Source organism: Vibrio frigidus (genome assembly GCF_042465995.1).
Taxonomy (GTDB): Bacteria; Pseudomonadota; Gammaproteobacteria; order Enterobacterales; family Vibrionaceae; genus Vibrio.
This window is the reverse complement of sequence record NZ_JBCDMC010000006.1, coordinates 253,437-278,624: the sequence shown is the minus strand read 5'-3', so window position 1 is coordinate 278,624 and position 25,188 is coordinate 253,437. Positions and strand designations below refer to the sequence as shown.

The window sequence follows — 25,188 nt, the reverse complement described above, 5'->3', positions numbered from 1 at the left end:
ATACTTGACGTAATTCTAAAAGTGGGTAAATTAGCCGCCACACGAGAGAACAATCTCGTATAGAAACAAGTTTTAGTTATTGAATTTGCTTCAATAACATAGATGGTGTCAACTCAATACAGTTAGACGCATCGCAATCCAGAATTGCGTGCCCTGGTGGTGGAATTGGTAGACACAAGGGATTTAAAATCCCTCGGCGTTCGCGCTGTGCCGGTTCAAGTCCGGCCCGGGGCACCATCTTTTAAAGCCTCCGCAGAAATGCGGGGGCTTTTTTACGAATAGAAACGAATGATTTGATGTTGTCTATTTACGAATGAACAAGCATACGCATTGACGTATGCTTGTTCATGTCTTTATTGGTGGGTAGCGAGTTTTCTCGCTCGGCAGTCATTCAGTCTTACTTGTCCTCAGGCTTCCATTCCTGTAACGCTATCTGATATTCTTTCATCATTTGGTCGCAAGGCTTCTCAGAAAGCTCCAACGAATCGATGATGTCTTGGTCCAGATTTTGTCGGACATCAATCGTCGCTTGATAGCTTTCGAGACGATAGCTATTATTGAGCACTAATGCTTTAAACTGCGTGAGTTCGTCTTCACTAAAACCACTGTTGTACCAACACTGAATAGCATGATTTTCTTCGTGGAAGATAGAATATTGCCTTGAAATCCTTCCTCTACCTCTTTCTTTCGCCATTTTGTCTACAATGCTTACCATCTGTATGTAGACCGCTCTCTTTTTCGGTTGGTAAGGAAACTTGTATCCAATATAGACTTCAAGGTCATCGCGTATACCATTACCGTTGCTGTCCACTTCAGCAGGGTCTTTGGGTAGAGCCTGAATAAAAGCAGGCAAAATAGTAATCTGTTCAGGGGTTAATGCCGCTTTAATTTCATCTGGTTTGATTGTCTCTAGAACGACAGCATTTGGTTCGGTCGGTTCTGCAACAATGCTAGCGTTTGAATTAGAGGTGTTAACTTTGGGTTGCGAATCGGGTCTTAATGCCTGAGATTGTTCTGGTTGAATGATCAACACAATCAGGCTTACCACGATAATGGCGATAAATGCGTAAATTATATATTTAAATAGCTTCATGTTTTACAGCCTGAATACTTATTATCTAATTCTTCTCGTTTGATTTTATAGTACGTAGGAGAATTATTCTAGTTGATAAAATTATAGGTAATAACATAAATGTGACGAAACCTTAAGTCTGCAAAAAGATAATTCAAAATAGATGATTGCCTAATTTATTCTTCTTCAGATGATGGAGTGAAACCTGAGCAATAGACATATAAGAACAAAATAAAAAGCTGCTAAAAGTAGCAGCTTTGTCGAATGCGAGCTTAGTCATTAATGATAGGCGAAGGCTGTTATTTACCTAACCAAGCTACCATACCTAATCTTAATTCGTCTGACGACTTACCAAAGATAGCCTGCACATTTTTATCCAGTACAACGACGCCTTTTGCACCTAAGTCTTTGAGTTTTTTCTGATCAACAGCAGAGAGCGTATTCACAGAAACTCTTAGGCGAGTTAAGCAGGCATCGATATCAGTTATGTTCTCTTTGCCTCCGAATGCGGAAACAAGTTCATTAGAGATACCTTCTTCTGGGTGCGCGTCAATCCATGTTTGCATATCAACTTTATATTTGTCAGCGTTCTTACCAAAGATAGCTTGTGCCACTCGACCAACCGTCACTACTCCCATTGCCCCAAGTTCTTTGAGTTTCGCTTGATCGACCTCAGAGAAGGCCTTAACGGTAATACGTAACCTAGTAAGGCAGGCGTCCAACTTAACGATGTTTTGTTTGCCACCATAGGCTGCAACAAGGGCCCTTGCCATCTCTGAGTCTGAAAAATTAGTCGACATAAAATACTCCTGATACCTAAAAATAGTGTTCAATTATCACTCAATACTGCATAGTATATAATGAAATTATGGAAACGTTTACAACAATATTAAGTTTTGTCTATATTAACCTCAATGAGTTGATATCAACAATTTAACGGAGAATTTATGATTTTAATAACTGGTGCGAGTAGTGGGTTAGGGGCCGCTTTGGCAAAGTTGCATAGTGTTGAAGGCGAATCGTTGACTATCATTGGTCGAGACAAGGCAAAGCTCGCCAGTGTATGCCACGGTTTACCTTCCAGTGTAAAATCCTTATCTGTGGATCTCGCTGATGCAGCCCAAGTCTCATCGCTGTTTGATTCTATTCAACGGCCTAATATGGTTATTCATTGCGCTGGTAGCGGTTATTTTGGGCCAATTGAACGTCAAGAATCCGATCAAATACGCCATTTAATAGATAATAACTTGTTAACTACCATTCATCTGCTTCAAGAATTGGTAAAGCGTTACAAAGATCAAAGTGTTCGAGTGGTCATTATTATGTCTACTGCTGCGCAAGCGGCGAAAGCAGGTGAGTCAACCTACTGTGCGGTGAAATGGGGAGTGAAAGGTTTAGTTGAATCTGTCCGACTGGAACTAAAAGGTAAAAAGATGAAGTTGATTGGTGTTTATCCAGGAGGAATGGCGACGGAGTTTTGGCAAACAAGTGGAAAAGAACTTGATACTTCTTCATTTATGTCAGCTGAGGAAGCGGCGAGTATGATCAAAGATGCCCTGCAATCTACAACGAACGGTTACATTTCGGACATTACGGTTAATCGAACATAGTGGCAATCGATTACCTATGGGTAAGAAGTCTTAATTTTGCGAAAACAGATCGGGTTATCGGCAAAAATTATTCGTTATCTACTATTGAGTCTTATGTTTATTGTTAAAACTGTTAACATGCCACAATCGTTAAATATAAATTTAGTAATATTGTTTAGAGTCGTATAAATACTCTAATCATAATTGGGTTAATAATTTAAAATGCCGCACCACGAAAATAGCCGCTTCATCAGCATGTTTGACTCTGCAGTTGAAGGTCTTTGGATTATGGCCACAGATGGAAACGTCTCTTTTTACAACCATACTTTTTATCAGCAATTTGAGCTTAATCTAGATGACACTCATCTTGATGATTGGCTTGCGTTGATCCACCCTATGGATAAAAAAGAATTCTCCAGCCGTGTAGATCATCATGTTGAAAATGAGTCGTCGAATGAGCGAGTTAAAACTCAATATCGAGTTCGTAAAAAAGACGGCAGTTACTGCTGGATAGAAGCGACCGGTGTAATGAAGCAAGATGATTCGGGTAGCTATATGGTGGGGAATCATAGAGATATCTCTGAACAAAAATTATTGGAATCCTATATTCGTCAATTGGCTTATTTTGACAAAATGTCAGGCCTACCTAATAGCGATAAGTTAAAGCAGGATATCTCAGAAATACCCCATAATTATATATTGGTTCATATCCATTTGGATAAGATTAAATCCTACATCAATCAGTATGGTGAAGAGCTAATAGTGGAAATGCTGGAGAGAGTTATCTCTTGTATGAAAACGTTTAAGAGGCAGCGCTGTGAATTCTACAGAAACTCTCTCGATACATTTTCAATCTTGATACACAGCGCCATTATGGAACAAGATTTGGCCAAAATGTGTCAGCAATTCGTCACTGATTTTCGTAATATGTCGAGGGCTGACGGTAAGCTATTTGCGGGGGAGGTTTTTGTTGGTGCTTATCCATGCATTGATAAGAGTAAACCTGCAGAAGAAGTGATTAGCTGGGCAGCACAAACCTGTGAGTATGCGCAGAGACACGAACCTGCTCATTGGGCTATCTGTAATCCACAGGTACAGAAAAAAGTTGAGCGTTTCTTCTATATTGAAAGCCAGATAAAAAGTGTAATAGAAAATGGTGATATATCCATCCGTTTGCAACCCATTGTCAGTGCGAAAACCTACCAACTAATCAGTTTTGAGGCGTTAGCAAGATGGGAGAATGGTGAGAAAGGCGAGATATACCCAGGCGAGTTTATACCTGTTGCCGAACGCAAAGGCTTCATAGAAACGCTGGGTGAAGCGGTTTTAGAACAAGCTTGCATGTTTATAAATAACTACAATGTAAAATGGAATAGCAACCTAACTATCAATGTAAATGTGTCGGTATTGCAGCTTTTAGATGGAAACTTCCCTCAGCGGGCATCAGAGATTGTGCTACGTTGTGGTGTAAATGCGTCCAATGTCATGCTCGAGCTTACAGAATCAGTGCTGCTGGATGATAAGTATCAGGCGATGGGTCAAATTAGGCAATTAAAGGCGTTTGGTTTTAATCTTGCCATGGATGATTTTGGTTCGGGCCATAGCTCTTTAACGGGCTTTTTCCGCCTTCCTTTTAAACAGTTAAAGATCGATAGAGAGTTTGCACTTGAAGCGACCAAATCTGAAGAAGCTTTCTCTTATCTCAAATTTCTAAATGAGATGAATCAGGAGCGAGGCGTCGCGGTGACCGTTGAAGGTATTGAGTCTAAAGAAATGTTGACGATATTTGAGTCGGCAAATGTGAGCTCTTATCAAGGCTATCTTTTTGCAAGGCCAATGAAGCCGAACGATGCTTTGATGTTGGATGATAAATGGAACCTGCTTAAGTTTGAATAAATGTACCCATCCCCACTGTCGTGGGGATGGGTACATTTACCCTAACACTGTCATCTTACTATTAACGAAGTTTAAACTTGCTCACTATACCCACTAATTGTTGATTTGAATCGGTAAGTTGATGGGTACTGTTTGCGGTTTCGCTTCCGTTACTGTTTAGTGTTTCTATCATTTGTTGAATCGCAACCATGTTGCGGTTTATCTCTTCGGTTACGGAACTCTGTTCTTCGGCAGAGGTTGCTATCTGCGCTGCGAGATCGTTTATTTCGACGACGGAATCGGTCATTAGGTCAAGAGAGGTCATTACCTGAGACGTCGTATCAGCAGTTTGTTGACAGCTTTCTTTGGTTGAGTTCATGCTCGAAACGACGGCGGAAGAGCCACTACTGAGTTTATCAAGCATTTCATTTATTTCGGTCGTACTTTGTCGAGTTCTGGCGGCCAATGCACGCACCTCGTCAGCGACGACAGCAAATCCACGACCATGCTCTCCAGCTCGCGCGGCTTCAATGGCAGCGTTAAGTGCTAAGAGGTTAGTCTGTTCCGCGATTTCACCAATCACATTCAACACCTGGCCAATCTGAGCGGTATCTTCATTCATCAATATAATTGTTTGAGACGTATGTTCAACTTCATCAACCAACGCAGTCACGCTATTGACGGCTTGTTGAACGATAACCTTAGACTGTTCAGCTTCTTTATTGGTTGACTCTGTCTGTTTGGCTGCTGTCGCGGCGCTTTCTGCAACGGCGTCTGCGGTTGAACTCATCTCGTTAATCGAAGTGACCGCCATTTCCATTTCTGCAGTATGCGCTTTGAGTAGATTTTGATTAGAGTCGGCTTGTCCTTCTAATAGTTCGATTTCCTCGTTAATTTTTTCACTTGAAGAGGAAACATCTATCATCATTCGTTGCAGGTTTTCAATGAACTTATTAATACCATCCGCAATCTTGCCGAGGTCGTCTTTGGTGTAAACTTGTAACCTGTGGGTTAAGTCGCCACTACCATTTGCCAAATCTGTAATAACATCTCTGAGCGCAACAATCGGTTTGAAGGCAATATTAAGGGCTACAATACTTAAAGGGATAATGATGGCTGCCGCGATGAGTAACGCAATAGTAATGGATCCATTTAGACTGTCGGTATTGGTTTGAATAAACCCTTTGTCTATATAGCCCGTGAGTGTCCAATTCTTTCCGCCCACATCAAAGATATTTTCTACAGGAATTAAATCACCATCCACTTTGTTTGAGAACAAAATGTTACCAACAGAATCTTTTAGTTCAACGTAGCTACCTTTGACTGAAGAAGAAGCAAGTAACTCTTGGATACTGGTGAGATCGATGATGAATAGATCTCGTCCTTCGCCACCGCGTGGGACTAGAATGGAAAGATGAGGGACGTTGTTCTCAAAGTAGATATCACTAATAACGGCTTCATTGCCTGTTGTCGTCATCTGACTTTTGTATTTTTCAACCAATTCCGGCGCGTCAATGCTACCGCTTTTATTAAACATCAAGTCATAAGATAACTTGATGATGTCTTTGAAACCTGTCGCGTCCAAAGTGCTTGAAATTTCCATAATGCTGAAATTAGAACTTTTTGCTAATTTCACATCATTCGCTATATCGCCGACTAACTTGTCCTTTACCAAAACGAGTTGTGTTTGGATATTCTTGGTATCAGATTGAGCGATATATTGGCTAATATAGTAATTCGCACTTAGGAAAGAAGTGAGCACCGATATTGAAATTATCGAAATGAGCAAAGCGAGTACTTTTGCTTTAAAGGATAGATTTTTCATAATAATTTTTTTCGTCTTCTTAGTTGGCAACAATTCTAGATAGAGTTTATTGATATTATGATTATAGGTCGGAAAATATCTTGAAAACTTGAGTGCAATGTTAGCTTACCGCTTGTTTATACGTAATAAAGTGTGTTTGTTCGATCAATCTCACACTATCATGAGAACTGAATGATATATTGCATTGCCAATCAGGTTGATATTTCTCGTGATTATTCTAAATAAACGCTTGTCTGGTTTGCATGAGTTGGGTAGACTCGCGCGCAATCTCGGTAGTACCTTACTGGGGGATACTCGAAACATCCTCTTAAATTGGTGATGTTTTGTAGGGTAGGTATTAGTTAGCCATAGCTAATAGACGGGATACTGTAGAAAGGAAACCCAACAATGTTATCTAATTTAAACCAGTTCAAATTCAGCCTAGTTCTACCAAACTGCAGTGTAATAACTGAACCTTGATCCACTCGTAAACAACATTTTCTATCGGCTAATTTGCCGAGTTTGTTGCTGCACGCAAAGTCGTGCAGTGGGTAGTGATCCATAAGGTATTTGGTAATGAGTACAGTTATAAATTTAGATTCGTATCAATCTAACTCCCCATTTGGAATTGAAATACCAGAGGTCTGTGGTATTTATAGTTTAGCGTTAGATCAACTGCTGATCGATCAACAAGAGAACGAATCCGATGTTCGCTCTTATCCACGACGTTTGCCTTTAGCAATCAAGCGCGCCTATGGCGTATTGGTTGAAGATACACGTGGACAAATTTTCTTAGATTGCCTTGCGGGAGCAGGAACGCTGGCGCTTGGTTACAATCATGCAGAAATCAATCAATCTCTAAAGGACCAGCTCGATTCTGGTTTGCCCTATCAAACGCTTGATATTACCACTGAAGTTAAAGATAACTTTATTAAACAGGTCAAAAGTTTTCTCCCAGAATACTTTTCGAAGGACTCAGTAATACAGTTTTGTGGCCCGTCAGGTGCGGATGCAGTAGAGGCCGCCATTAAACTGGTTAAGCAGACGACAGGTAGAAATACCATGTTTGCTTTCCGAGGCGCATACCATGGCATGACAAATGGGACGATGGGGTTGATGGGCAATTTAGGTACAAAAGCACGACGTACTGGATTGATGTCGGATGTTCACTTTATGCCATTCCCATACAGCCTACGCTGTCCGTTTGGTCTAGGAGGAGATGCAGGTGCAAAACAGAGCATTCGTTATATAGAGCGGCTACTTAATGATGATGAAGCCGGTATCCAAAAACCTGCTGCGATTATTGTCGAACCAGTACAAGGTGAAGGGGGCGTTATCCCCGCGCCAGTTGAGTGGTTAAGAGAGTTACGTCGACTCACCACAGAACACGGAATTTTACTCATTTTAGATGAGATCCAGTGTGGGGTAGGGAAGACGGGCTATCGGTTTGCGTTTGAAGAATCGGGGATCACCCCAGATATCCTGTGTCTGTCTAAAGCGATTGGAGGTGGGCTCCCTATGTCTATTCTCGTCTTCAATAAGCAGATCGATACTTGGAAAGCCGGTGAACATACCGGCACATTCCGTGGAAACCAACTCGCGATGGTATCTGGTGCTAAGACGATGGAAATTATCGAGCGCGATAATCTCGTCGAGCACGCCAGTATTGCGGGTAATTATTTTCGACTTGGACTTGAAGAGATTCAGACGCGTGTCGATTGTATCGCAGAGGTTCGTGGTAAAGGTTTGATGCTCGGTATAGAGGTAGTGACACCGAGCGGCAGTACAAATAAATTTGACGAGCGTGAAGCTGATTCCGAGCTAACGTTATCTATTCAAAGGGCGTCCTTAGAGCGTGGATTGATTGTGGAAAAAGGAGGACGCGATGGTTCAGTTATTCGTTTCCTTCCGCCTCTAATCATCACATTTGAACAGATTGATTTTGTCCTAAGGACTTTAGAAGCGGCAATTATCGCCTCTGGTGGTCAACTGACTAAAAAGGAGGTGAGTTAATGTCATTAAATTCGTCTCAGGTGAGCTGGAAGAAGCATTTTGTTCATACAGGAGAGAAGGGAGCGCAAGAGTTTGCTCTCATCCTCGCAAATACCAATAATCACTTGAAGACCATGTTCGAGACTGCGAGCAAACCGTATTCGGGGCTCTCGCCTGATCTTTTATTAGAGCAGATTAATCGAGTTGATCTTACTAATGGTGGAGAGGACCTATCGGATATTGTAGCGAAATCTGTAGAATTGATTGGTAAAAACTCAATCTTGGTTCAGCACCCCAATTGTATCGCTCATTTGCACACGCCCCCATTGATCTCATCTATCGCAGCGGAGTCGATTATCGCAGCGTTAAATCAGTCGATGGATTCGTGGGATCAGGCTTCTGCAGCTACATTTGTTGAGCAAAAAGTTGTTGATTGGTTGTGTGGTATCTACCAACTTGGTCACGAATCTGATGGTGTATTCACCAGTGGCGGAACTCAATCTAATCAGATGGGATTGTTACTTGCGCGCGATTGGATTGCAGAAAAGATAAGCAATCATTCAATTCAGAAGATGGGTCTGCCAGATTACTGGAATAAGTTACGTATCATCTGTTCTAAGAATACGCACTTTACTGTTCAAAAATCGGCTTCAATGATGGGAATGGGTGAGCAAGCGGTTATTGCTGTCGATACGAATAGTGCTGGTGAGTTAGATATTGCTGCATTGAAAATCGTGATTAAGGAATCAAAGCAAGCTGGTTTGATTCCTTTCGCTGTTGTTGCAACGGCGGGTACTACGGATCACGGTGCTATTGATGACATCGAAGCCATTTCTACTATTGCCCAAAACGAATCGCTTTGGCTTCATGTCGATGGTGCCTATGGTGGTGCTCTGATTTTAAGTGGTCATAAAGAAAGACTGAATGGAATAGAAAAAGCCGACTCGGTCAGCGTGGATTTCCACAAGCTTTTTTACCAAACTATTAGTTGTGGTGCGATTTTACTAAAGGACCGTCGCCACTTTAAGTATCTACTTCATCATGCCGATTATCTGAACCGTGAACACGATGAACTGCCAAACTTGGTGGATAAAACTATCGCAACGACCAAGCGTTTTGACGCGTTAAAAGTGTTTGTTTCCATGCAGAGCGTTGGTGCGAAGACCTTAGGTCAGATGGTCGATCATCTATTAGTCCAGACGCAACAAGTGGCCGATAAAGTCGCACAAACAACAAACCTGCAATTACTGGCAACGCCGTCTTTATCTACCGTGCTATTCAGGCTGAACTATCATGGGGTGGAGAACTTAGATGCATTGAATCAAAAGGTACGTATCGAAGCATTGACAAGAGGCGTTGCCGTATTAGGTGAGACGACCATTGACGGTCAATCTGCCCTGAAGTTCACGATACTGAATCCGTGTCTGTCGATGTCAGATTTCGACAACTTACTAAATCAAATTAACCAATTAGCTCAAGAGCTGATTGATACCAGTTCACTGGTATAAGAAGGAAACAATATGTCTATATTACAAATTGGTGCGGGTGGCGTGGGTTGGGTAGTTGCACACAAAGCGGCGCAAAATAATGACGTGTTAGGTGATATTACCTTAGCATCGAGAACCATCGCAAAATGCGACAAAATTATTGACTCTATCAAGGGTAAAAATAATCTAAAGGATGTGACGAGAAAACTAGAATCCAAAGCGGTCGATGCTGACGATGTAGATGCTCTAGTTGCGCTAATCAAAGAAGTGAAGCCAACGCTGGTGATTAACGCGGGTCCTCCATGGATAAATATCGCCATTATGGAAGCTTGCCTACAAGCTAAGGTCTCTTATCTAGACACCTCCGTTGCTGTCGATCTCTGTTCTGAAGGACAGCAAGTACCTCAAGCCTATGACGGGCAATGGGCGTTCAGAGACAAATTCAAACAAGCCGGCATCACTGGCATATTGGGTGCGGGCTTTGATCCAGGTGTGGTCAGTGTCTTTGCAGCTTACGCTGTTAAGCATCTATTTGATGATATCGATACCATCGATGTTATGGACGTGAACGATGGCGATCATGGCAAAAAGTTTGCAACTAACTTTGATCCAGAAACCAATATGTTAGAGATTCAAGGCGACTCATTTTATTGGGAAGAAGGTAATTGGAAGCAGGTACCTTGTCACACGCGTATGTTTGAGTTTGAATTTCCGCTAGTAGGAAAACATAAAGTTTATTCAATGGCTCACGATGAAGTGCGTTCTATGCAGGAGTTTATCCCGGCAAAACGAATAGAATTCTGGATGGGTTTTGGTGACGCCTATTTAAATTACTTCAACTGCATGCGGGATATTGGCCTACTTAGCCCGGATCCTGTCACGCTGCAAGATGGGACGGTTGTTGAGCCGCTTAAGGTATTGAAAGCGATATTACCAGACCCAACCTCTTTAGCTCCTGGGTATACAGGAAAAACCTGCATAGGCACTTGGGTGCAAGGTAATAAGGATGGCAAGCCACGTAGCGTGTTTATCTATAACAATGCTGACCATGAAGTAGCGTATGAAGATGTAGAACATCAGGCCATTTCATATACGACGGGTGTACCAGCCATTACGGCTGCATTGCAATATTTTCGTGGTCATTGGGCAGAAGCGGGTGTATTTAATATGGAGCAACTCGACCCAGACCCATTCTTAGAAACCATGCCAGAACTTGGGTTAGATTGGCATGTGCAGGAACTTGAGGTTAAGCAACCTAATATCCAGATTCTAAAATAAGAGCAGAGAGTCTTAAAGCGAATCGGATTTATTGAGTTTTCGTGGTTTAAATCTGATGGAACAAAGACGCCACACCCACTTACTGAAAATATTGACTAAAGCTGGAACGAATGAAGACAGAACAACTTCCGACACCGTATTTCATGATCAATGAAGAAGCGTTGATAGAGAATCTAGAGAAAGCTCGTTATTTAAAAGAGCAGTCCGACGTAAAACTGGTCTTGGCACTTAAGTGTTTCTCTACGTGGGGGGTGTTCGACCTAATCAAGCCTTATCTCGATGGGACGACGAGCAGTGGACCTTATGAGGTAAAGCTTGGTTACGAGACCTTCGGTGGTGAAACCCACGCCTATAGTGTTGGTTATAGCGAAGAAGATATTAAAGCCGTGGTGCCGATATGCGACAAATTAATATTTAACTCTCAATCCCAGTTAGCGGCTTATCGTCATATGGCTGAAGGTAAAGTGTCAATAGGGCTTAGACTAAACCCAGGCGTGAGTTATGCAGGACAAGATTTGGCTAACCCCTCACGCCGTTATTCCCGTTTAGGGGTTCAGGTCGATCAGTTAACCGAAGAGGTTTTCGATTGTCTCGATGGGGCAATGTTCCATATGAACTGCGAAAACAAAAACGTTGATGCCTTTATTAAATTGTTGGATGTAATATCTTCTCGATTTGGTCACTATCTCGATAAACTGGCGTGGGTGAGTTTAGGTGGCGGTGTCTTTTTTACATGGCCGGGTTATGACATCGATAAATTGGCCAAAGCGCTGAAGCAATTTTCAGACAGGCATGCGGTTCAGCTTTATCTGGAACCGGGCGAAGCCATTATTACCAAAACGACCGATTTGGTGGTATCAGTAGTGGATATTATTGAGAATGAAAAGCAGACAGCCATTGTCGACTCTGCTACAGAAGCGCATAGACTCGATACGTTAATTTATGATGAACCTGCGTCGATATTCGAAGCAGACAAAAATGGTCAGCATGAATACATTATTGGTTCTTGCTCTTGCCTTGCTGGTGACCAATTCTGTGAAGCTACATTTTCGCAGCCGTTAAAGATAGGTCAAAGGTTGCGTATTATGGACAGTGCTGGCTACACCATGGTGAAACTAAATTGGTTTAATGGACTAAAAATGCCATCAATTTACTGCCAACGCTTAAATGGTAATATTGATAAATTGAATGAATTCAATTATGCCGATTTCAAGCGTTCTCTTTCACAATGGAATATTAACTAGTATTTAAATGTTCGCTTTGTGGAAGATGACAAGTACAGCGTCTATTGAGCAAAAAAACACCCTAAAAGAGGGTGTTTTTTCATCGTCATTTATTCAGATGTGGAATCAGATAATCACGTACTAAGAATAACCCTTGTATCCTCGCTCAATGATTCAAGCTCATGAGTCACATCCTTAATGGCCATCTCTTTTGGTAAACGAATAGATAAGTTTGCGGTAAATAAGCTAGAGCTTACACCGCCGCCGCCAGCAATAAAGACGCGTTGACAGTCCATATCTAGGATGTTGATACCTTGCCCGTCGAGTACATTGGTAATCTCATTTACAATACCAGCTCGATCGTTAGAATCTAACCGCAGTTGGAAGATCTCCTCTGCATTGTGTGATGCCGTATCACTATCGGTAAATTTCACGAGCAAATTAGGGTCTTTCCTAATGGCGTCTTTAACTTTGTCTTCATTTTCTTCTGGCAAGTCAATTTTAATGACCGCAGCAACTTGGTCTTCTATAAAATTAACTTTACTGATTAGCCATTTCCCCCCATTTTCATGAGTAGCGGCCGCAAACGATTTAATAGTAGACGGTGTCGCTTTACCGACGAAATTGACAATAAACGTTTTATTCATAGAAAACCCTCCATGTATGACGCAGACCTAACTATATGAATTGAAATGTTATATTTAGTGTAGGCCTAATCTGCTGAGAAAGCTTGACTGGGGTCTATATTTCAAGCTTGAATTCGGAGGAATATCATGTTTTGTAATTAAAATTTTATTTTTAATTCTGCACCAACAAACTGATAGTCGTACGAAGCTCCAGCGTCCATCGCGAAACTGGCGGCATCTTGATTACCGAACCAAGGTGTAGAGACAAAATTGAATTCTGCTTCTCCACCCCATGCATCCGTCACCCAATAATGAATGTGTCCTACAGGGTTTAGGAAAAAGAGAGAAAAGCTACCCATTGACTCCGAGCCCATGACTTCGCCACCGTTAGCAACGATGTCCTGTTCGGCTTCAAACATTATTTCGCCGACCATAGCGCCGAAAAATGGAGTAATAAACAGATCCTGCCAAGATGGGATTTCTGCAAATGCCTCTACACCATATTCCCAGAAAAATGTCGACATGGTCCAAGAATAGATAAACGATTCAAACTCATCGAAACCAGAATGGCGTGCAGCAGTATAGTAAACACCACCAAAATAGGGGTGCATAATGTAGTTTAATATATGTTCATCTTTATCCCAGACAGGACCAGCCTTTACATTGTCTTTCCATTTTTGGCCTAGGTTGCTTGCGCTCTTGGAGTCATCATCCCATTTGGTGATTGATTCTGGTAAAAGAGTCATTAAACCAACGGTAGCAACACTTAGCCCCAATATGGTGTATGTCTGTTCTTTTAGGTATTGCCAGTCTTTTTCTTGACTGATAGTAAGGTAAAGAGGCCGTTCTTCATTTTCTGCTATCGTTGAAGACTTTGCCGGGTCGGCATCTAATGAAAAGATCGAATGAGCAACAAAAGGGTCTTTTTCTATACAGTAGTTAAGTTGACTGTCACAATCTATCGTGTAAGAAAATTCGATATGCTGATTGGTATCATATTGAGCTGAGTATGCACTAGAGACCATAAGAAGCGCAGAAGATGAAGCAAATAGACGGCTCATTGATGACGTTGTACTCTTCATTGTGGTTTCTGGTTTCAATGTGCGTTCCTTGAAAATATGAATGTCCATATACATAGATTGTCTATGAGGCTAGTTTGTAATAATACCTAATGTTGTAGAGTAAGTGGAGCCACAGACGAGACAACATTATTTAGATTAGCTGAAAATCTTTGAATTCTCATACTTTTATAATCATTTCTCGACATCACATCATAATCTGACGTAACTTATACTCTGTATAATCACAAATAATTACTTAACATCGCTTTAATTATAAAATAGGTCAATACAATGCTTAATATTGCTATGCTTAGCACCGGTGAAGAGGTTCTTCACGGTGATATCGTTGACACCAATGCTGCTTGGTTGTCGCGCCGGTTTTATGAAGAGGGCTTTTCCCTTTCAAAAAGAAGCACCGTTGGTGACCAAAAAAAAGCGCTTGTTAATGAACTTATTTCTCTTAGCCTCAATCACGATATCGTTATTGTAAATGGAGGACTTGGGCCCACGACCGATGATCTTACCGCAGAAGCAGTGGCAGTTGCTGCGGAACAAGAATTGAGGTTATTCCCTGAATGGGTCGAGGTAATGCAAACGATGTTCGCCCGTCTTGGTAGAAAGATGCACGACAGTAATCTAAAACAAGCGATGTTGCCTGAAAAAGCGGAGATTGTGGATAATCCGGTTGGTACTGCTTGTGGTTTTACCCTGATGATCAATGACGCTCGATTTTTCTTTACGCCAGGGGTTCCAAGCGAATTAAAACATATGGTTGATGGTGAAATATTGCCGTATTTAAAAACAACCTATCCAGATACGTCACCGTTCGAAGTAAGCCGTATGTATACATTTGGTTTAGGTGAATCAGGAATTGCAACAAATTTGGATAAAATAGTGTTACCTGCGGGGTTTGAGTTGGGTTATCGCTCTTATATTCCCTATATTGAAGTTAAATTATTCGGGCCTACGAATCAGCCAGAAGTCCGATTGAGCTTATTAAAAATAATCTATGCTCACCTTGGAGAGAATGTGGTGAGTGTTGATGAAACAATGCTGGATAACATTGGAGACCTTTTGGCTGAGTCTCAACGACGAGTCTCTGTAGCTGAGTCTGCAACCGGCGGCTACCTATCTAGTTCGTTACAGATGAACATAAAAACGCATGACTATTTTAAACAGGCATGGGTACTAAATAAAATGGATTCTTTTGATAACCACGAACAAGATCCCATTGCCGCTGCGTTAGCTTTAGCCGCTTCAATTCGTGAGAAAACAGGGAGTGAGATTGGATTGGCCGTCGGGAAAATTAGCGAAAATAAAGTGGCTGTTTCGCTGTCTACGTCTTCTGGAGAGTGGGGCCAATGGGTAGAACTGAGTCGAAACTATAACCCTCAAGATCAAGCGAAAGTGATCGCTGCGATCTTGCTTGATATGCTTCGTAGACATGAAGAAAATAAACCAATCTTCGGCAATTATGGGTTTATTCATCGCATACGGGAGCTGTTTGTACCCGCTGCATTGCTTTAATTTTCAAGTAAAATAGCGAGCAATATTCATTGAGACAAACGGGTAAAAGTTTATAAGACGGTGGCTTTTATTATTGTTTTAGGAAAAACATTAATTTTTCGACATTACCTTATAACAATAAAATCTAAGTGTTATATTATTTTAAAACAATGGGTTGTTAATGACTAAGGGTTTGTCTCAATAATGTATCTAGCTTAAAATTTGAAATGTCGTAAACTCAATTATGATGTTCGAGAATGAACACCGTTCGTTGTGACATAAGCGAACTCCCCATGGATGGCAGGAGGTTTGAGCAATGTTGAGTCAATCAAAAATCGAAGTGTGGTATAAAGTTTCTGGCCAGAGAATTCTACTAGGTGAGACGTGCAGCACGCGACAAAAAGATGTCATTTCTCTCTGGGTGGATCTTCCATATGATCAAAGATCGTCAAAAAACGAGGGCTATCGTCTATCCTTGTTTGACGATGATGGGAGGCACATTGCAGATAAAAGAGTCAGTCAATCGTATGCGGAGAATATCCTAAGTCATCGGCCGATTTTAGATGTTTGCCAAGCGGTAAATCAACTCTGTTTCTCTGTCGATAATCATCTAGAGTCAGACAGGAAATCTAAAGATGATCAGGCTGATTTAGCCTTTATCTGATAGTTTACTTTGGTTAATACAAGATTAGATTTTGCCTTGCTTATGCAGGGCAAAATTTCTTTAGAACTCGTATAAGCCATCTTAAATCCAACTTCTTCTACTTCCCCTTCCATTAATTCACATCGGCATGCGCCACAGTGCCCATCTCGGCAATGGTACTCGGGTTGCAAACCTGCAGATTCCATCGCTTCCAGAACGGTTTGGTCTGTTGTGGACAAGATAGGGGATAGAGAGTTGATATTAAGTTTAAACATTTTGACACTTATCGGTGATAGTAAATTTGCGTTGAGCCTTTAACTCGCTTCCGTAAACAAGTTAAAGGTTTATTTGAACAATTTTTCAGTAACATCTTACAGTTCAAAATCTCCGAAATCGTCCGCATCGACTTCATTATCAATTTGTCCGACCAGATAGGAGCTGATTTCAGCTTCTTGCGGTGCGACCTGCACATTGTCAGACGATAACCAAGCGTTGATCCAAGGAATAGGATTGGATGTTGCTTCTGGGTACGCAATATCAAGGCCGACGGCTTGCATACGGGTATTGGTAATGTATTCCACGTATTGTGACAAAATATCCTTGTTTAGACCAATCATCGATCCATCTTTAAATAGATATTCCGCCCACTCTTTTTCTTGTTCCGCTGCCGCTTTAAATAGGTCGAAACAATCTTGTTTACACTCTTCTGCAATTTGAACGAAGGCAAAATCATCTTGACCATTTCGAAGCAGGTTAATCATATACTGAGTACCAGTAAGATGGAGTGCTTCATCCCGTGCAATTAATTTGATGATCTTGGCATTACCTTCCATTAATTCACGTTCGGCGAATGCAAAAGAGCAGGCAAAACTTACGTAAAAGCGAATCGCTTCTAGTGCGTTAACCGACATCAAACAAAGGTACAGTTTTGTCTTTAAGGTGTGTAAATCAACCACAACAGTTTCGCCGTTGATGGTGTGCTTACCTTCTCCGTAGCGGTGATAATCGTTGGTCAAGACGATGAGGTCATCGTAATAACGTGAGATATCTTTGGCTCGATTTTGAATGTATTCATTTTCAACGATGTCATCAAAAACCTCACTAGGATTATTGACGATATTGCGAATGATATGCGTATACGAACGAGAGTGAATCGTTTCTGAAAACGACCATGTTTCAATCCATGTCTCAACTTCTGGTAGTGATACAAGAGGTAACAATGCCACATTAGGGCTACGACCTTGTATTGAATCAAGTAATGTCTGATATTTTAGGTTACTGATGAATATGTGTTTTTCATGTTCAGGTAACTTGTTGTAATCGATACGATCGCTGGATACATCAACTTCTTCAGGACGCCAGAAAAACGAAAGTTGCTTTTCAATCAACTTTTCGAAAATTTCAAATTTTTGTTGATCGTAACGAGCAACATTTACCGGTTGACCCAGAAACATAGGTTCCTTTAATTGGTCATTCTTAATTTGCGTAAAAGTACTGTAAGCCATGGTCGCTTGTTTCCCTTCTTGCCCTAATTCGTTAGAAACTTAGAGCATAGTATTTTTCTGATTTAGTCTCGACACACTGATTTAGTCTCGAGACATCTTAATTGAGACTTTAATAAGGTAATAGCGTTAAATCTTGCAACCGCCGCCTTCGCAATCTTCATCTTCTTTTACGATCACGTCTTTGCCTTGGTCGTCACTCGCACCGTCTCGGGTGTTGTGATAATACAGTGTTTTCACACCGAATTTATAGGCAGTGAGTAGATCTTTAAGCAGAAGTTTCATCGGTACTTTGCCACTGGAGTGTGCGGCCGGATCGTAGTTCGTGTTGGCAGAAATTGCTTGGTCGACAAATTTTTGCATGATACCAACTAGATGAAGATATCCGTCATTTTGGGGGATAGTCCACAACAGTTCATAGTTGTTTTTGAGCGCTTGATACTCAGGTACAACTTGCTTAAGAATACCATCCTTCGACGCCTTGACTGAAACGTAACCACGTGGTGGTTCTATACCGTTGGTTGCGTTTGAGATTTGTGAAGAAGTCTCAGATGGCATCAATGCAGTCAATGTTGAGTTACGAAGACCGTGAGTTTTTATCTCTTCTCGTAGCGTTTCCCAGTCGTAATGAAGTACTTCATCACAGATCTGATCGATATCTTTTTTATAGGTATCAATTGGGAGAATACCTTGCGAATAGCGTGTCTCATTAAAAGAAGGACAAGGGCCTTGTTCTTTTGCCAACTTAACCGATGCTTTTAATAAGTAATATTGAATAGCTTCAAAGGTTTTGTGGGTTAGGCTGTTCGCACTGCCGTCGGAATAACGTACACCATTTTTTGCAAGGTAGTAGGCGTAGTTGATCACGCCAACACCTAAGGTGCGACGATTCATTGTCGATTTGTATGCAGCTGGCAACGGATAGTCTTGATAGTCGAGCAGAGCGTCTAACGCCCTTACTACAAGTTCGGATAACTCTTCGAAGTCGTCTAATGATTTGATGGCGCCCAAGTTGAATGCAGACAAGGTACAGAGTGCTATCTCGCCGCTGTCATCTTCAACGTTGTTAAGTGGTTTGGTTGGCAGCGCAATCTCAAGGCATAGGTTTGACTGGCGTATAGGTGCAACACTTGGATCAAATGGACTGTGAGTATTACAGTGATCGACGTTTTGAACGTAGATACGACCCGTTGACGCTCTTTCCTGCATGAGCAGTGAGAACAGATCAAGTGCCTTCACTGTTTCACGTTTAATGCTCTTGTCCGCTTCGTATTGAACATAGAGTTGTTCAAACTTGTCTTGGTCTTCGAAGAACGCATCGTATAAACCGGGAACATCAGAGGGAGAGAATAAGCTAATGTTGGCGCCTTTAATCAATCGCGAATACATTGTTTTATTGATTTGTACTCCGTAATCCATGTGGCGGACACGGTTTTCTTCCACTCCTCGGTTGTTCTTCAAAACTAATAGAGACTGTACTTCGCCGTGCCATATCGGATAGAAGACTGTTGCAGCACCACCACGGACGCCGCCTTGAGAACAACATTTTACAGCAGTTTGGAAATATTTGTAGAATGGGATACAACCAGTGTGGAAGGCTTCTCCGCCACGGATCTCGGAACCCAAGGCTCGAATTCTACCAGCGTTAATACCAATACCTGCGCGCTGGGACACATAACGTACAATTGAGCTTGACGTCGCGTTGATTGAATTAAGACTATCGTCACATTCAATAAGAACGCAAGAGCTAAATTGACGGGTAGGCGTACGGACACCAGACATAATCGGTGTAGGCAAAGAAATTTTAAAAGTAGAGACCGCGTCGTAGAAACGCTTTACGTAATCAAGTCGTGTATCTCGTGGATACTTGGCGAATAGGCAAGCTGCAACAAGAATATATAGAAACTGAGCACTCTCATATATCTCTTTTGTTACACGATTTTGTACAAAATACTTACCTTCGAGTTGTTTTACTGCGGCGTATGAGAAGTCCAAATCACGCTTGTGGTCAATAAATTCGTCCATTTGAACGAACTCTTGCTCTGAGTAATCTTCTAGAAGGTGTTTGTCGTATTTACCGTTACCAACGAGCTTAGAAACTTGATTGTAAAGAGTGGGTGGCTCGTATTGACCATAAGCTTTTTTGCGCAAGTGAAAGACAGAAAGTCGTGCGGCCAGATATTGATAATCTGGCGTCTCTTCTGAGATAAGGTCAGCAGCCGACTTTATGATGGTTTCGTGAATATCACTAGTGGTAATGCCATCATAGAACTGGATGTGAGATTTGATTTCAACTTGAGAGACGGAAACATTGTCTAGACCCTCTGCGGCCCATGTGATCACGCGATGGATCTTTTCTAGATCAATGATTTCTTTACGGCCATTACGTTTAGTAACGGTGAGTTGCTGGTTCATTATTGTCGATATCCCTAATAAGACTGACTAAAGCCCTTTTTTTGTAATTTTTGTAAAAGCAATAGGGGCTTGTGTGATCAATACCCCCTAAATGAAAAATGGAAAAACACTACATGTAGGGGTGTTGTGTGGAGCGACTTACAAGATAGTGCGTTTTTAAGAAATTTTCAAGATTCAGGTTGTGGGTTAGTTTGTGGATAACTTAGAAAATGTAGGTAATCAGTTAGTAGGCACTTACTGAGCAAATAAGACGAGGATTAGTAGCAATAAAAAGGAAGCTAATTGAATACTGTTTTGAAAAGAAAATAAAAATATTTTCCTTGATCTTTGACGAGTTTTACATTTAAAGATCTTGATCCAATTATTATGCAAAACCCGTCTAATTTGTCGTCAAATTAGCAGACGCTAAACGGGAAGTTGAGTATGAACAATATAATTTACATCGACTCGTGGGCCCAAGCGATAAGAATCAAATAATGGGTTGTAATGTAGCCCTGTAATCCCTAATTCTAACAGGTTGGTTTTGTCTACCATCGTCAACAACTCTGAAGGTTTGATGAATTTATCATGGTGATGCGTACCTTGAGGAACAATCTTTAAAATCTTCTCTGCACCTACGATGGCAAACAGGTAAGATTTGAAATTTCGGTTCAGTGTTGAAAAGAATACATGGCCACCTGGCTTAATTAGCTTTTCACACGCACGGATAATAGAAAGTGGGTCAGGCACGTGCTCCAGCATCTCCATGCAAGTGATGACCTCATAGCTATTTGGATTCTGTTCTGCGTGTTCTTCTATTGTGCTTTGGATGTAGGTTAGGTTGGTTTTTGTCTCCAATGCATGCAACCTCGCGACTTCCAATGGCTCTTTGCCCATATCTAACCCTGTCACTTGTGCACCTTGCTTAGCCATGCTTTCAGATAAAATACCACCACCACAGCCAACGTCTAATACCTTTTTATCAAATAAACCATTGGCTTTATCTAATACATAGTTTAACCGTAGCGGATTGATTTGATGTAACGGCTTAAATTCCCCATCAAGGTCCCACCATCTTGATGCCATTTCTTCAAATTTTCTGATCTCTTCTGGATCGACGTTCACTGTTGGTGACATTACTTATTCTTCATTGATGGTATTCATAATGGATTATAAACAGATATTGCCGCGACTTGAAAGGAACGGCCTCAATAAAGCGGTTCGCTAATGCAGATTTTTGATTAGTGAGGAAGATAGAATGTTGCAACCAGTATGAAATTTATCTGTGCCAAAGGAGGTCTCATTATTAGGCTCAAAATAAGGAGTAGAGTATGAACAAGATCACTTTCTTTACTGTTATGTTAATGATCACATCTGTTTCTCATTCATCGCTAACATTCGCTAGCGATCAGATTTGGTCACATGAAGGGCAACCAGCGCAATTAATCGAGCTGTTTACATCTGAAGGATGTTCGAGCTGTCCGCCTGCTGATAAGTATTTGAGTCAATTCCAACAACATTCTGGTTTATGGACTGAAGTTATTCCGCTCGCTTTTCATGTGGATTATTGGAACTACCTTGGTTGGAAAGACGAATTTTCACATCCTTCTTTTACTCAACGACAACGCTTGTATAAAAGCTATGGTGCTTCATCTTCCGTTTACACACCGGGTTTTTTTGTTGATGGCCGAGAATGGAGAGGTTATTTTTCGAGAGACCAATTGCCTTTTAATTCGGCTTCTGTTGCCGGAAAACTCATGGTTACGCGTTCAGGGAATCAATTTGATCTTTCGTATAGCGCAAAAGGTGAATATATCGCGCACCTTGTCTTGCTCGCCATGGATGAGACCACAGAAATTAAAGCAGGCGAAAACAGAGGTAAAAAATTGGAGCACGATTTTGTTGTTTTAGATAAACAACAATTACTAGCAGAACAGAACTGGCGCTTTGAGTTATCAGCGTGGCCTGAAAAAGCAGACGCAATGGCGGTATGGTTAACGAAACGAGATGACTTTCAACCTATACAAACGGTAAGTGGCTTGTTGGTTTCATCACAATAAAGCGATTAACTTTGAGCTCAGATCGATAAATTAAGCCTTGTGGGAGAAGGTAAACGCATAACACCAATATAATACCGCATTGAGAGAAAACCAGCGCGGCTCTATCGTGCCTTTTAGCAACAAATAGATAATGTTATCTCTTCGTTGTCTATTTCTTGCTACGAGCTTTACCTACGCCTTATTTTCTCAACAACAAATGCGAATAGCGTATTTTTTCTGCTCACAAAATCATCACTATTCAATAAATTAGCACACAGAAACGCGTCTTTCATAGGATTTGCAACTTTTTGATGCCACAACATCATAAAAGGTGATGGAAAGTGGTGCGGATACGATAAGTTTTGTGTTATATTTTGCGACCTTGTACGTATCGAATATACGATCAAAATATAGAGGGAAAATGGCTCTATGAGCGATCTAGCTAAAGAAATCACGCCCATAAACATTGAAGATGAGCTGAAAAGTTCTTATTTAGACTACGCGATGTCTGTCATCGTTGGTCGTGCTCTTCCTGATGTGCGTGATGGCCTAAAACCAGTACACCGCCGCGTTTTATTCGCGATGAATGTGCTTGGTAATGATTGGAACAAAGCATATAAAAAATCTGCCCGTGTTGTGGGTGATGTAATCGGTAAATATCACCCTCACGGTGATAGTGCGGTATACGACACGATAGTTCGTATGGCACAACCGTTTTCTTTACGTTACATGTTGGTCGATGGCCAGGGTAACTTTGGTTCTATTGATGGGGACTCAGCAGCAGCGATGCGTTATACGGAAGTCCGTATGTCGAAGATCGCTCATGAACTTCTTGCTGACCTTGATAAAGAAACAGTAGATTACGTCCCTAACTACGACGGAACAGAATTTATTCCAGCAGTTCTACCGACGAAGGTACCAACATTGTTGGTTAATGGTTCGTCTGGTATCGCGGTTGGTATGGCAACAAATATCCCTCCTCATAACTTGAATGAGGTTATTGCTGGTTGCCTAGCGTTTATCGATAATGAAGAAATCACTATCGAAGAACTTATGGACTTTATTCCAGGTCCTGACTTCCCAACGGCTGCTTTAATCAGCGGGCGTAAAGGGATTGTTGAAGCCTATAATACCGGACGCGGTAAAGTTTACATGCGTTCAAAAGCGCATATCGAATCTGAAAAGAACGGTAAAGAAACGATCATTGTTACTGAAATACCTTATCAGGTTAATAAGGCACGCGTAATCGAAAAGATTGCCGAGCTTGTTAAAGATAAAAAGGTAGAAGGTATCAGTGCCCTACGTGATGAGTCTGATAAAGATGGCATGCGTATTGTTATCGAATGTAAGCGTGATGCGGTTGCGGAAGTGGTTCTAAATAACCTCTATTCATTGACTCAGCTTCAAACAACGTTCGGTATCAACATGGTTGCGCTAGATAACGGCCAGCCTAAACTATTCAATCTTAAAGAAATGTTGAAGTGTTTTGTTGATCACCGTCGTGAGGTTGTTACACGCCGTACTATCTTCGAACTTCGTAAAGCGCGTGATCGTGCACATATCTTAGAGAGTCTTGCGCTAGCACTGGCGAATATCGATGAAATCATCGAATTGATTCGTAACGCATCGACGCCTGCGGAAGCGAAAGCTGGCTTAGTTGCTCGCGGTTGGGACCTTGGTAATGTTGCGGGAATGCTTGAACGAGCTGGTACCGATGCTGCTCGTCCAGAGTGGCTAGAAGACCAGTTTGGTATTCGTGATGGCCAATACTATCTAACAGAACAACAAGCTCAAGCTATCCTAGAGCTTCGTTTACACAGACTGACTGGTTTAGAACACGAGAAAATTGTTGAAGAGTATAAAGCACTTCTTGAAGAAATTGCTGAGTTGATGCTTATTCTTTCCGATACTGATCGTTTGATGGAAGTGATTCGTGAAGAGCTAGAAATTGTCAGGGACAATTTTGGTGATGAGCGTCGCACCGAAATTATTGCCGCTGTCCATGATATGGATATGGAAGAACTCATTGCTCAAGAAGATGTTGTGGTTACTTTGTCTCATGCAGGTTACGTTAAGTATCAAATCCTGAATGACTACGAGGCACAGCGTCGAGGTGGTAAGGGTAAGAGTGCGACTAAGATGAAAGACGAAGATTATATCGAACGTCTACTCGTCGCCAATACTCACGACAACATTCTCTGTTTCTCTACGAGAGGCAAGGCGTATCGCTTGAAAGTATTCCAACTTCCTCAAGCAAGTCGAAATGCACGTGGTAAACCTATTGTTAATATTCTACCTCTAGAAGAAAACGAAAGAATCACGGCTATTTTACCAGTAACTGAATACTCTGAAGATAAGTTTATCTTTATGGCGACTGGTGATGGTACTGTGAAGAAAACGTCACTAGCAAGCTTTGCTAATGTACGTTCAAACGGTCTTATTGCTGTGAATCTGAGAGATGATGATTCTCTCATTGGTGTTGATATTACCGATGGTAATAGCGATATCATGCTGTTCTCGAAAACGGGTAAAGTGGTTCGCTTTAAAGAAGAGCTTGTTCGAGGAATGGGCCGTACAGCGGCTGGTGTTCGTGGTATGAAGCTGGTTAATGGTGACCAAGTTGTTTCGCTAATTGTTCCTGCTAATGAAGGGAATATATTAACGGTGACACAAAATGGTTACGGTAAACAAACTTCATTAGAAGAGTACCCAACGAAAGGTCGTGCTACACAAGGTGTGGTTTCGATTAAGGTCTCTGAGCGTAACGGACAAGTTGTCGGTGCTGTGCAAGTTGTAGATGGTGATGAGTTTATGATGATCACCGACGCTGGCACATTGGTACGTACTCGTGTTTCTGAAGTTAATCAGGTTGGACGTAATACACTAGGTGTTACGCTAATCAGAACATCTGAAGATGAGAATGTTGTTGCATTGCAAAGAATTGATGAAATAGAGGAAGCTGAAATAGAGGAATTAGAAGGGGAAGAAATTGACCCGACTAATGAATCTGAATCAGTGACTGATACTCAAGATTCTGAAACGAGCGATGATGACATCGAAGGTGATGCTGACGTTGACTCTGAAGAGTAATTAACGG

General features: G+C 41.5%; 17 protein-coding genes, 1 tRNA gene and 1 pseudogene. 10 read left to right on the top strand and 9 right to left on the bottom strand.

The window, feature by feature from the left end; genetic code table 11:
• Window positions 1–150: 150 nt before the first annotated feature.
• Window positions 151–237: transfer RNA gene (locus AACW90_RS12355), tRNA-Leu, on the top strand.
• 160 nt (window positions 238–397) lie between these two features.
• Here AACW90_RS12355 and AACW90_RS12350 read toward each other — a convergent pair.
• Window positions 398–1,093 (bottom strand): hypothetical protein, encoded by a 696-nt coding sequence (locus AACW90_RS12350; protein ID WP_390234831.1) that lies wholly within the window; start codon window positions 1,091–1,093, stop codon window positions 398–400.
• A 278-nt stretch (window positions 1,094–1,371) separates the two neighbouring features.
• Window positions 1,372–1,872 carry a glucose PTS transporter subunit EIIB gene (locus tag AACW90_RS12345; RefSeq protein WP_390234828.1) on the bottom strand — a complete coding sequence of 167 codons (501 nt, stop codon included), beginning with the start codon at window positions 1,870–1,872 and terminating at the stop codon, window positions 1,372–1,374.
• A gap of 147 nt (window positions 1,873–2,019) precedes the next feature.
• Between AACW90_RS12345 and AACW90_RS12340 the strand changes: the two genes are divergently transcribed.
• Entirely contained in the window at window positions 2,020–2,682 is a 663-nt protein-coding gene (locus tag AACW90_RS12340; RefSeq protein WP_390234826.1) for an SDR family NAD(P)-dependent oxidoreductase, read from the top strand.
• A gap of 201 nt (window positions 2,683–2,883) precedes the next feature.
• Entirely contained in the window at window positions 2,884–4,557 is a 1,674-nt protein-coding gene (locus AACW90_RS12335) for an EAL domain-containing protein (protein WP_390234824.1), read from the top strand.
• A gap of 61 nt (window positions 4,558–4,618) precedes the next feature.
• On the opposite strand, the gene AACW90_RS12330 is transcribed toward AACW90_RS12335, so the two are convergent.
• Window positions 4,619–6,361, bottom strand: a complete 1,743-nt coding sequence (locus AACW90_RS12330) for a methyl-accepting chemotaxis protein (protein WP_390234822.1) — start codon at window positions 6,359–6,361, stop codon at window positions 4,619–4,621.
• A gap of 555 nt (window positions 6,362–6,916) precedes the next feature.
• Between AACW90_RS12330 and AACW90_RS12325 the strand changes: the two are divergent.
• The 3 genes and pseudogenes from AACW90_RS12325 (at window position 6,917) to nspC (ending at window position 12,341) form a co-directional block, all read left to right on the top strand.
• Window positions 6,917–9,840, top strand: a pseudogene (locus AACW90_RS12325) (pyridoxal phosphate-dependent class III aminotransferase).
• Between the two features lie 12 nt (window positions 9,841–9,852).
• Window positions 9,853–11,097 (top strand): carboxynorspermidine synthase, encoded by a 1,245-nt coding sequence (locus AACW90_RS12320; protein ID WP_390234820.1) that lies wholly within the window; start codon window positions 9,853–9,855, stop codon window positions 11,095–11,097.
• Between the two features lie 110 nt (window positions 11,098–11,207).
• The gene (nspC, locus tag AACW90_RS12315) at window positions 11,208–12,341 is read left to right on the top strand and encodes a carboxynorspermidine decarboxylase (RefSeq protein WP_390234817.1); all 1,134 of its coding nucleotides are present in this window, start codon (window positions 11,208–11,210) and stop codon (window positions 12,339–12,341) included.
• A 113-nt stretch (window positions 12,342–12,454) separates the two neighbouring features.
• Here nspC and AACW90_RS12310 read toward each other — a convergent pair whose 3' ends face one another.
• Together AACW90_RS12310 and AACW90_RS12305 are read right to left on the bottom strand one after the other, a co-directional pair.
• Window positions 12,455–12,967 carry a glycine cleavage system transcriptional repressor gene (locus AACW90_RS12310; protein WP_390234814.1) on the bottom strand — a complete coding sequence of 171 codons (513 nt, stop codon included), beginning with the start codon at window positions 12,965–12,967 and terminating at the stop codon, window positions 12,455–12,457.
• 137 nt (window positions 12,968–13,104) lie between these two features.
• The gene (locus tag AACW90_RS12305) at window positions 13,105–14,007 is read right to left on the bottom strand and encodes a DUF3943 domain-containing protein (RefSeq protein WP_390234977.1); all 903 of its coding nucleotides are present in this window, start codon (window positions 14,005–14,007) and stop codon (window positions 13,105–13,107) included.
• 291 nt (window positions 14,008–14,298) lie between these two features.
• Here AACW90_RS12305 and AACW90_RS12300 point away from each other — a divergent pair, with 291 nt between their 5' ends.
• Entirely contained in the window at window positions 14,299–15,534 is a 1,236-nt protein-coding gene (locus AACW90_RS12300; RefSeq protein WP_390234812.1) for a CinA family nicotinamide mononucleotide deamidase-related protein, read from the top strand.
• 295 nt (window positions 15,535–15,829) lie between these two features.
• Window positions 15,830–16,177, top strand: coding sequence for a hypothetical protein (locus AACW90_RS12295; protein ID WP_390234809.1), 348 nt, complete (start codon window positions 15,830–15,832; stop codon window positions 16,175–16,177).
• On the opposite strand, the gene AACW90_RS12290 is transcribed toward AACW90_RS12295, so the two are convergent.
• From AACW90_RS12290 to ubiG, 4 genes are all read right to left on the bottom strand, one after another.
• A complete protein-coding gene (locus tag AACW90_RS12290) occupies window positions 16,153–16,431 on the bottom strand; it encodes a 2Fe-2S iron-sulfur cluster-binding protein (protein WP_390234807.1) in 279 nt (92 codons plus the stop codon). The genes AACW90_RS12295 and AACW90_RS12290 overlap by 25 nt on opposite strands.
• 96 nt (window positions 16,432–16,527) lie before the next feature.
• A complete protein-coding gene (gene nrdB, locus AACW90_RS12285) occupies window positions 16,528–17,661 on the bottom strand; it encodes a class Ia ribonucleoside-diphosphate reductase subunit beta (protein ID WP_195703041.1) in 1,134 nt (377 codons plus the stop codon).
• A 126-nt stretch (window positions 17,662–17,787) separates the two neighbouring features.
• Window positions 17,788–20,073 (bottom strand): class 1a ribonucleoside-diphosphate reductase subunit alpha, encoded by a 2,286-nt coding sequence (nrdA, locus tag AACW90_RS12280; protein WP_390234804.1) that lies wholly within the window; start codon window positions 20,071–20,073, stop codon window positions 17,788–17,790.
• Between the two features lie 405 nt (window positions 20,074–20,478).
• Window positions 20,479–21,189: a bifunctional 2-polyprenyl-6-hydroxyphenol methylase/3-demethylubiquinol 3-O-methyltransferase UbiG gene (gene ubiG, locus AACW90_RS12275; protein ID WP_390234802.1), complete on the bottom strand. Its 711-nt coding sequence runs from the start codon at window positions 21,187–21,189 to the stop codon at window positions 20,479–20,481.
• Between the two features lie 227 nt (window positions 21,190–21,416).
• Here ubiG and AACW90_RS12270 point away from each other — a divergent pair, with 227 nt between their 5' ends.
• Both AACW90_RS12270 and gyrA read left to right on the top strand, forming a co-directional pair.
• Window positions 21,417–22,112: a DUF1223 domain-containing protein gene (locus AACW90_RS12270; protein ID WP_390234975.1), complete on the top strand. Its 696-nt coding sequence runs from the start codon at window positions 21,417–21,419 to the stop codon at window positions 22,110–22,112.
• A gap of 408 nt (window positions 22,113–22,520) precedes the next feature.
• Window positions 22,521–25,181: a DNA topoisomerase (ATP-hydrolyzing) subunit A gene (gyrA, locus tag AACW90_RS12265; RefSeq protein ID WP_390234800.1), complete on the top strand. Its 2,661-nt coding sequence runs from the start codon at window positions 22,521–22,523 to the stop codon at window positions 25,179–25,181.
• Window positions 25,182–25,188 lie beyond the last annotated feature (7 nt).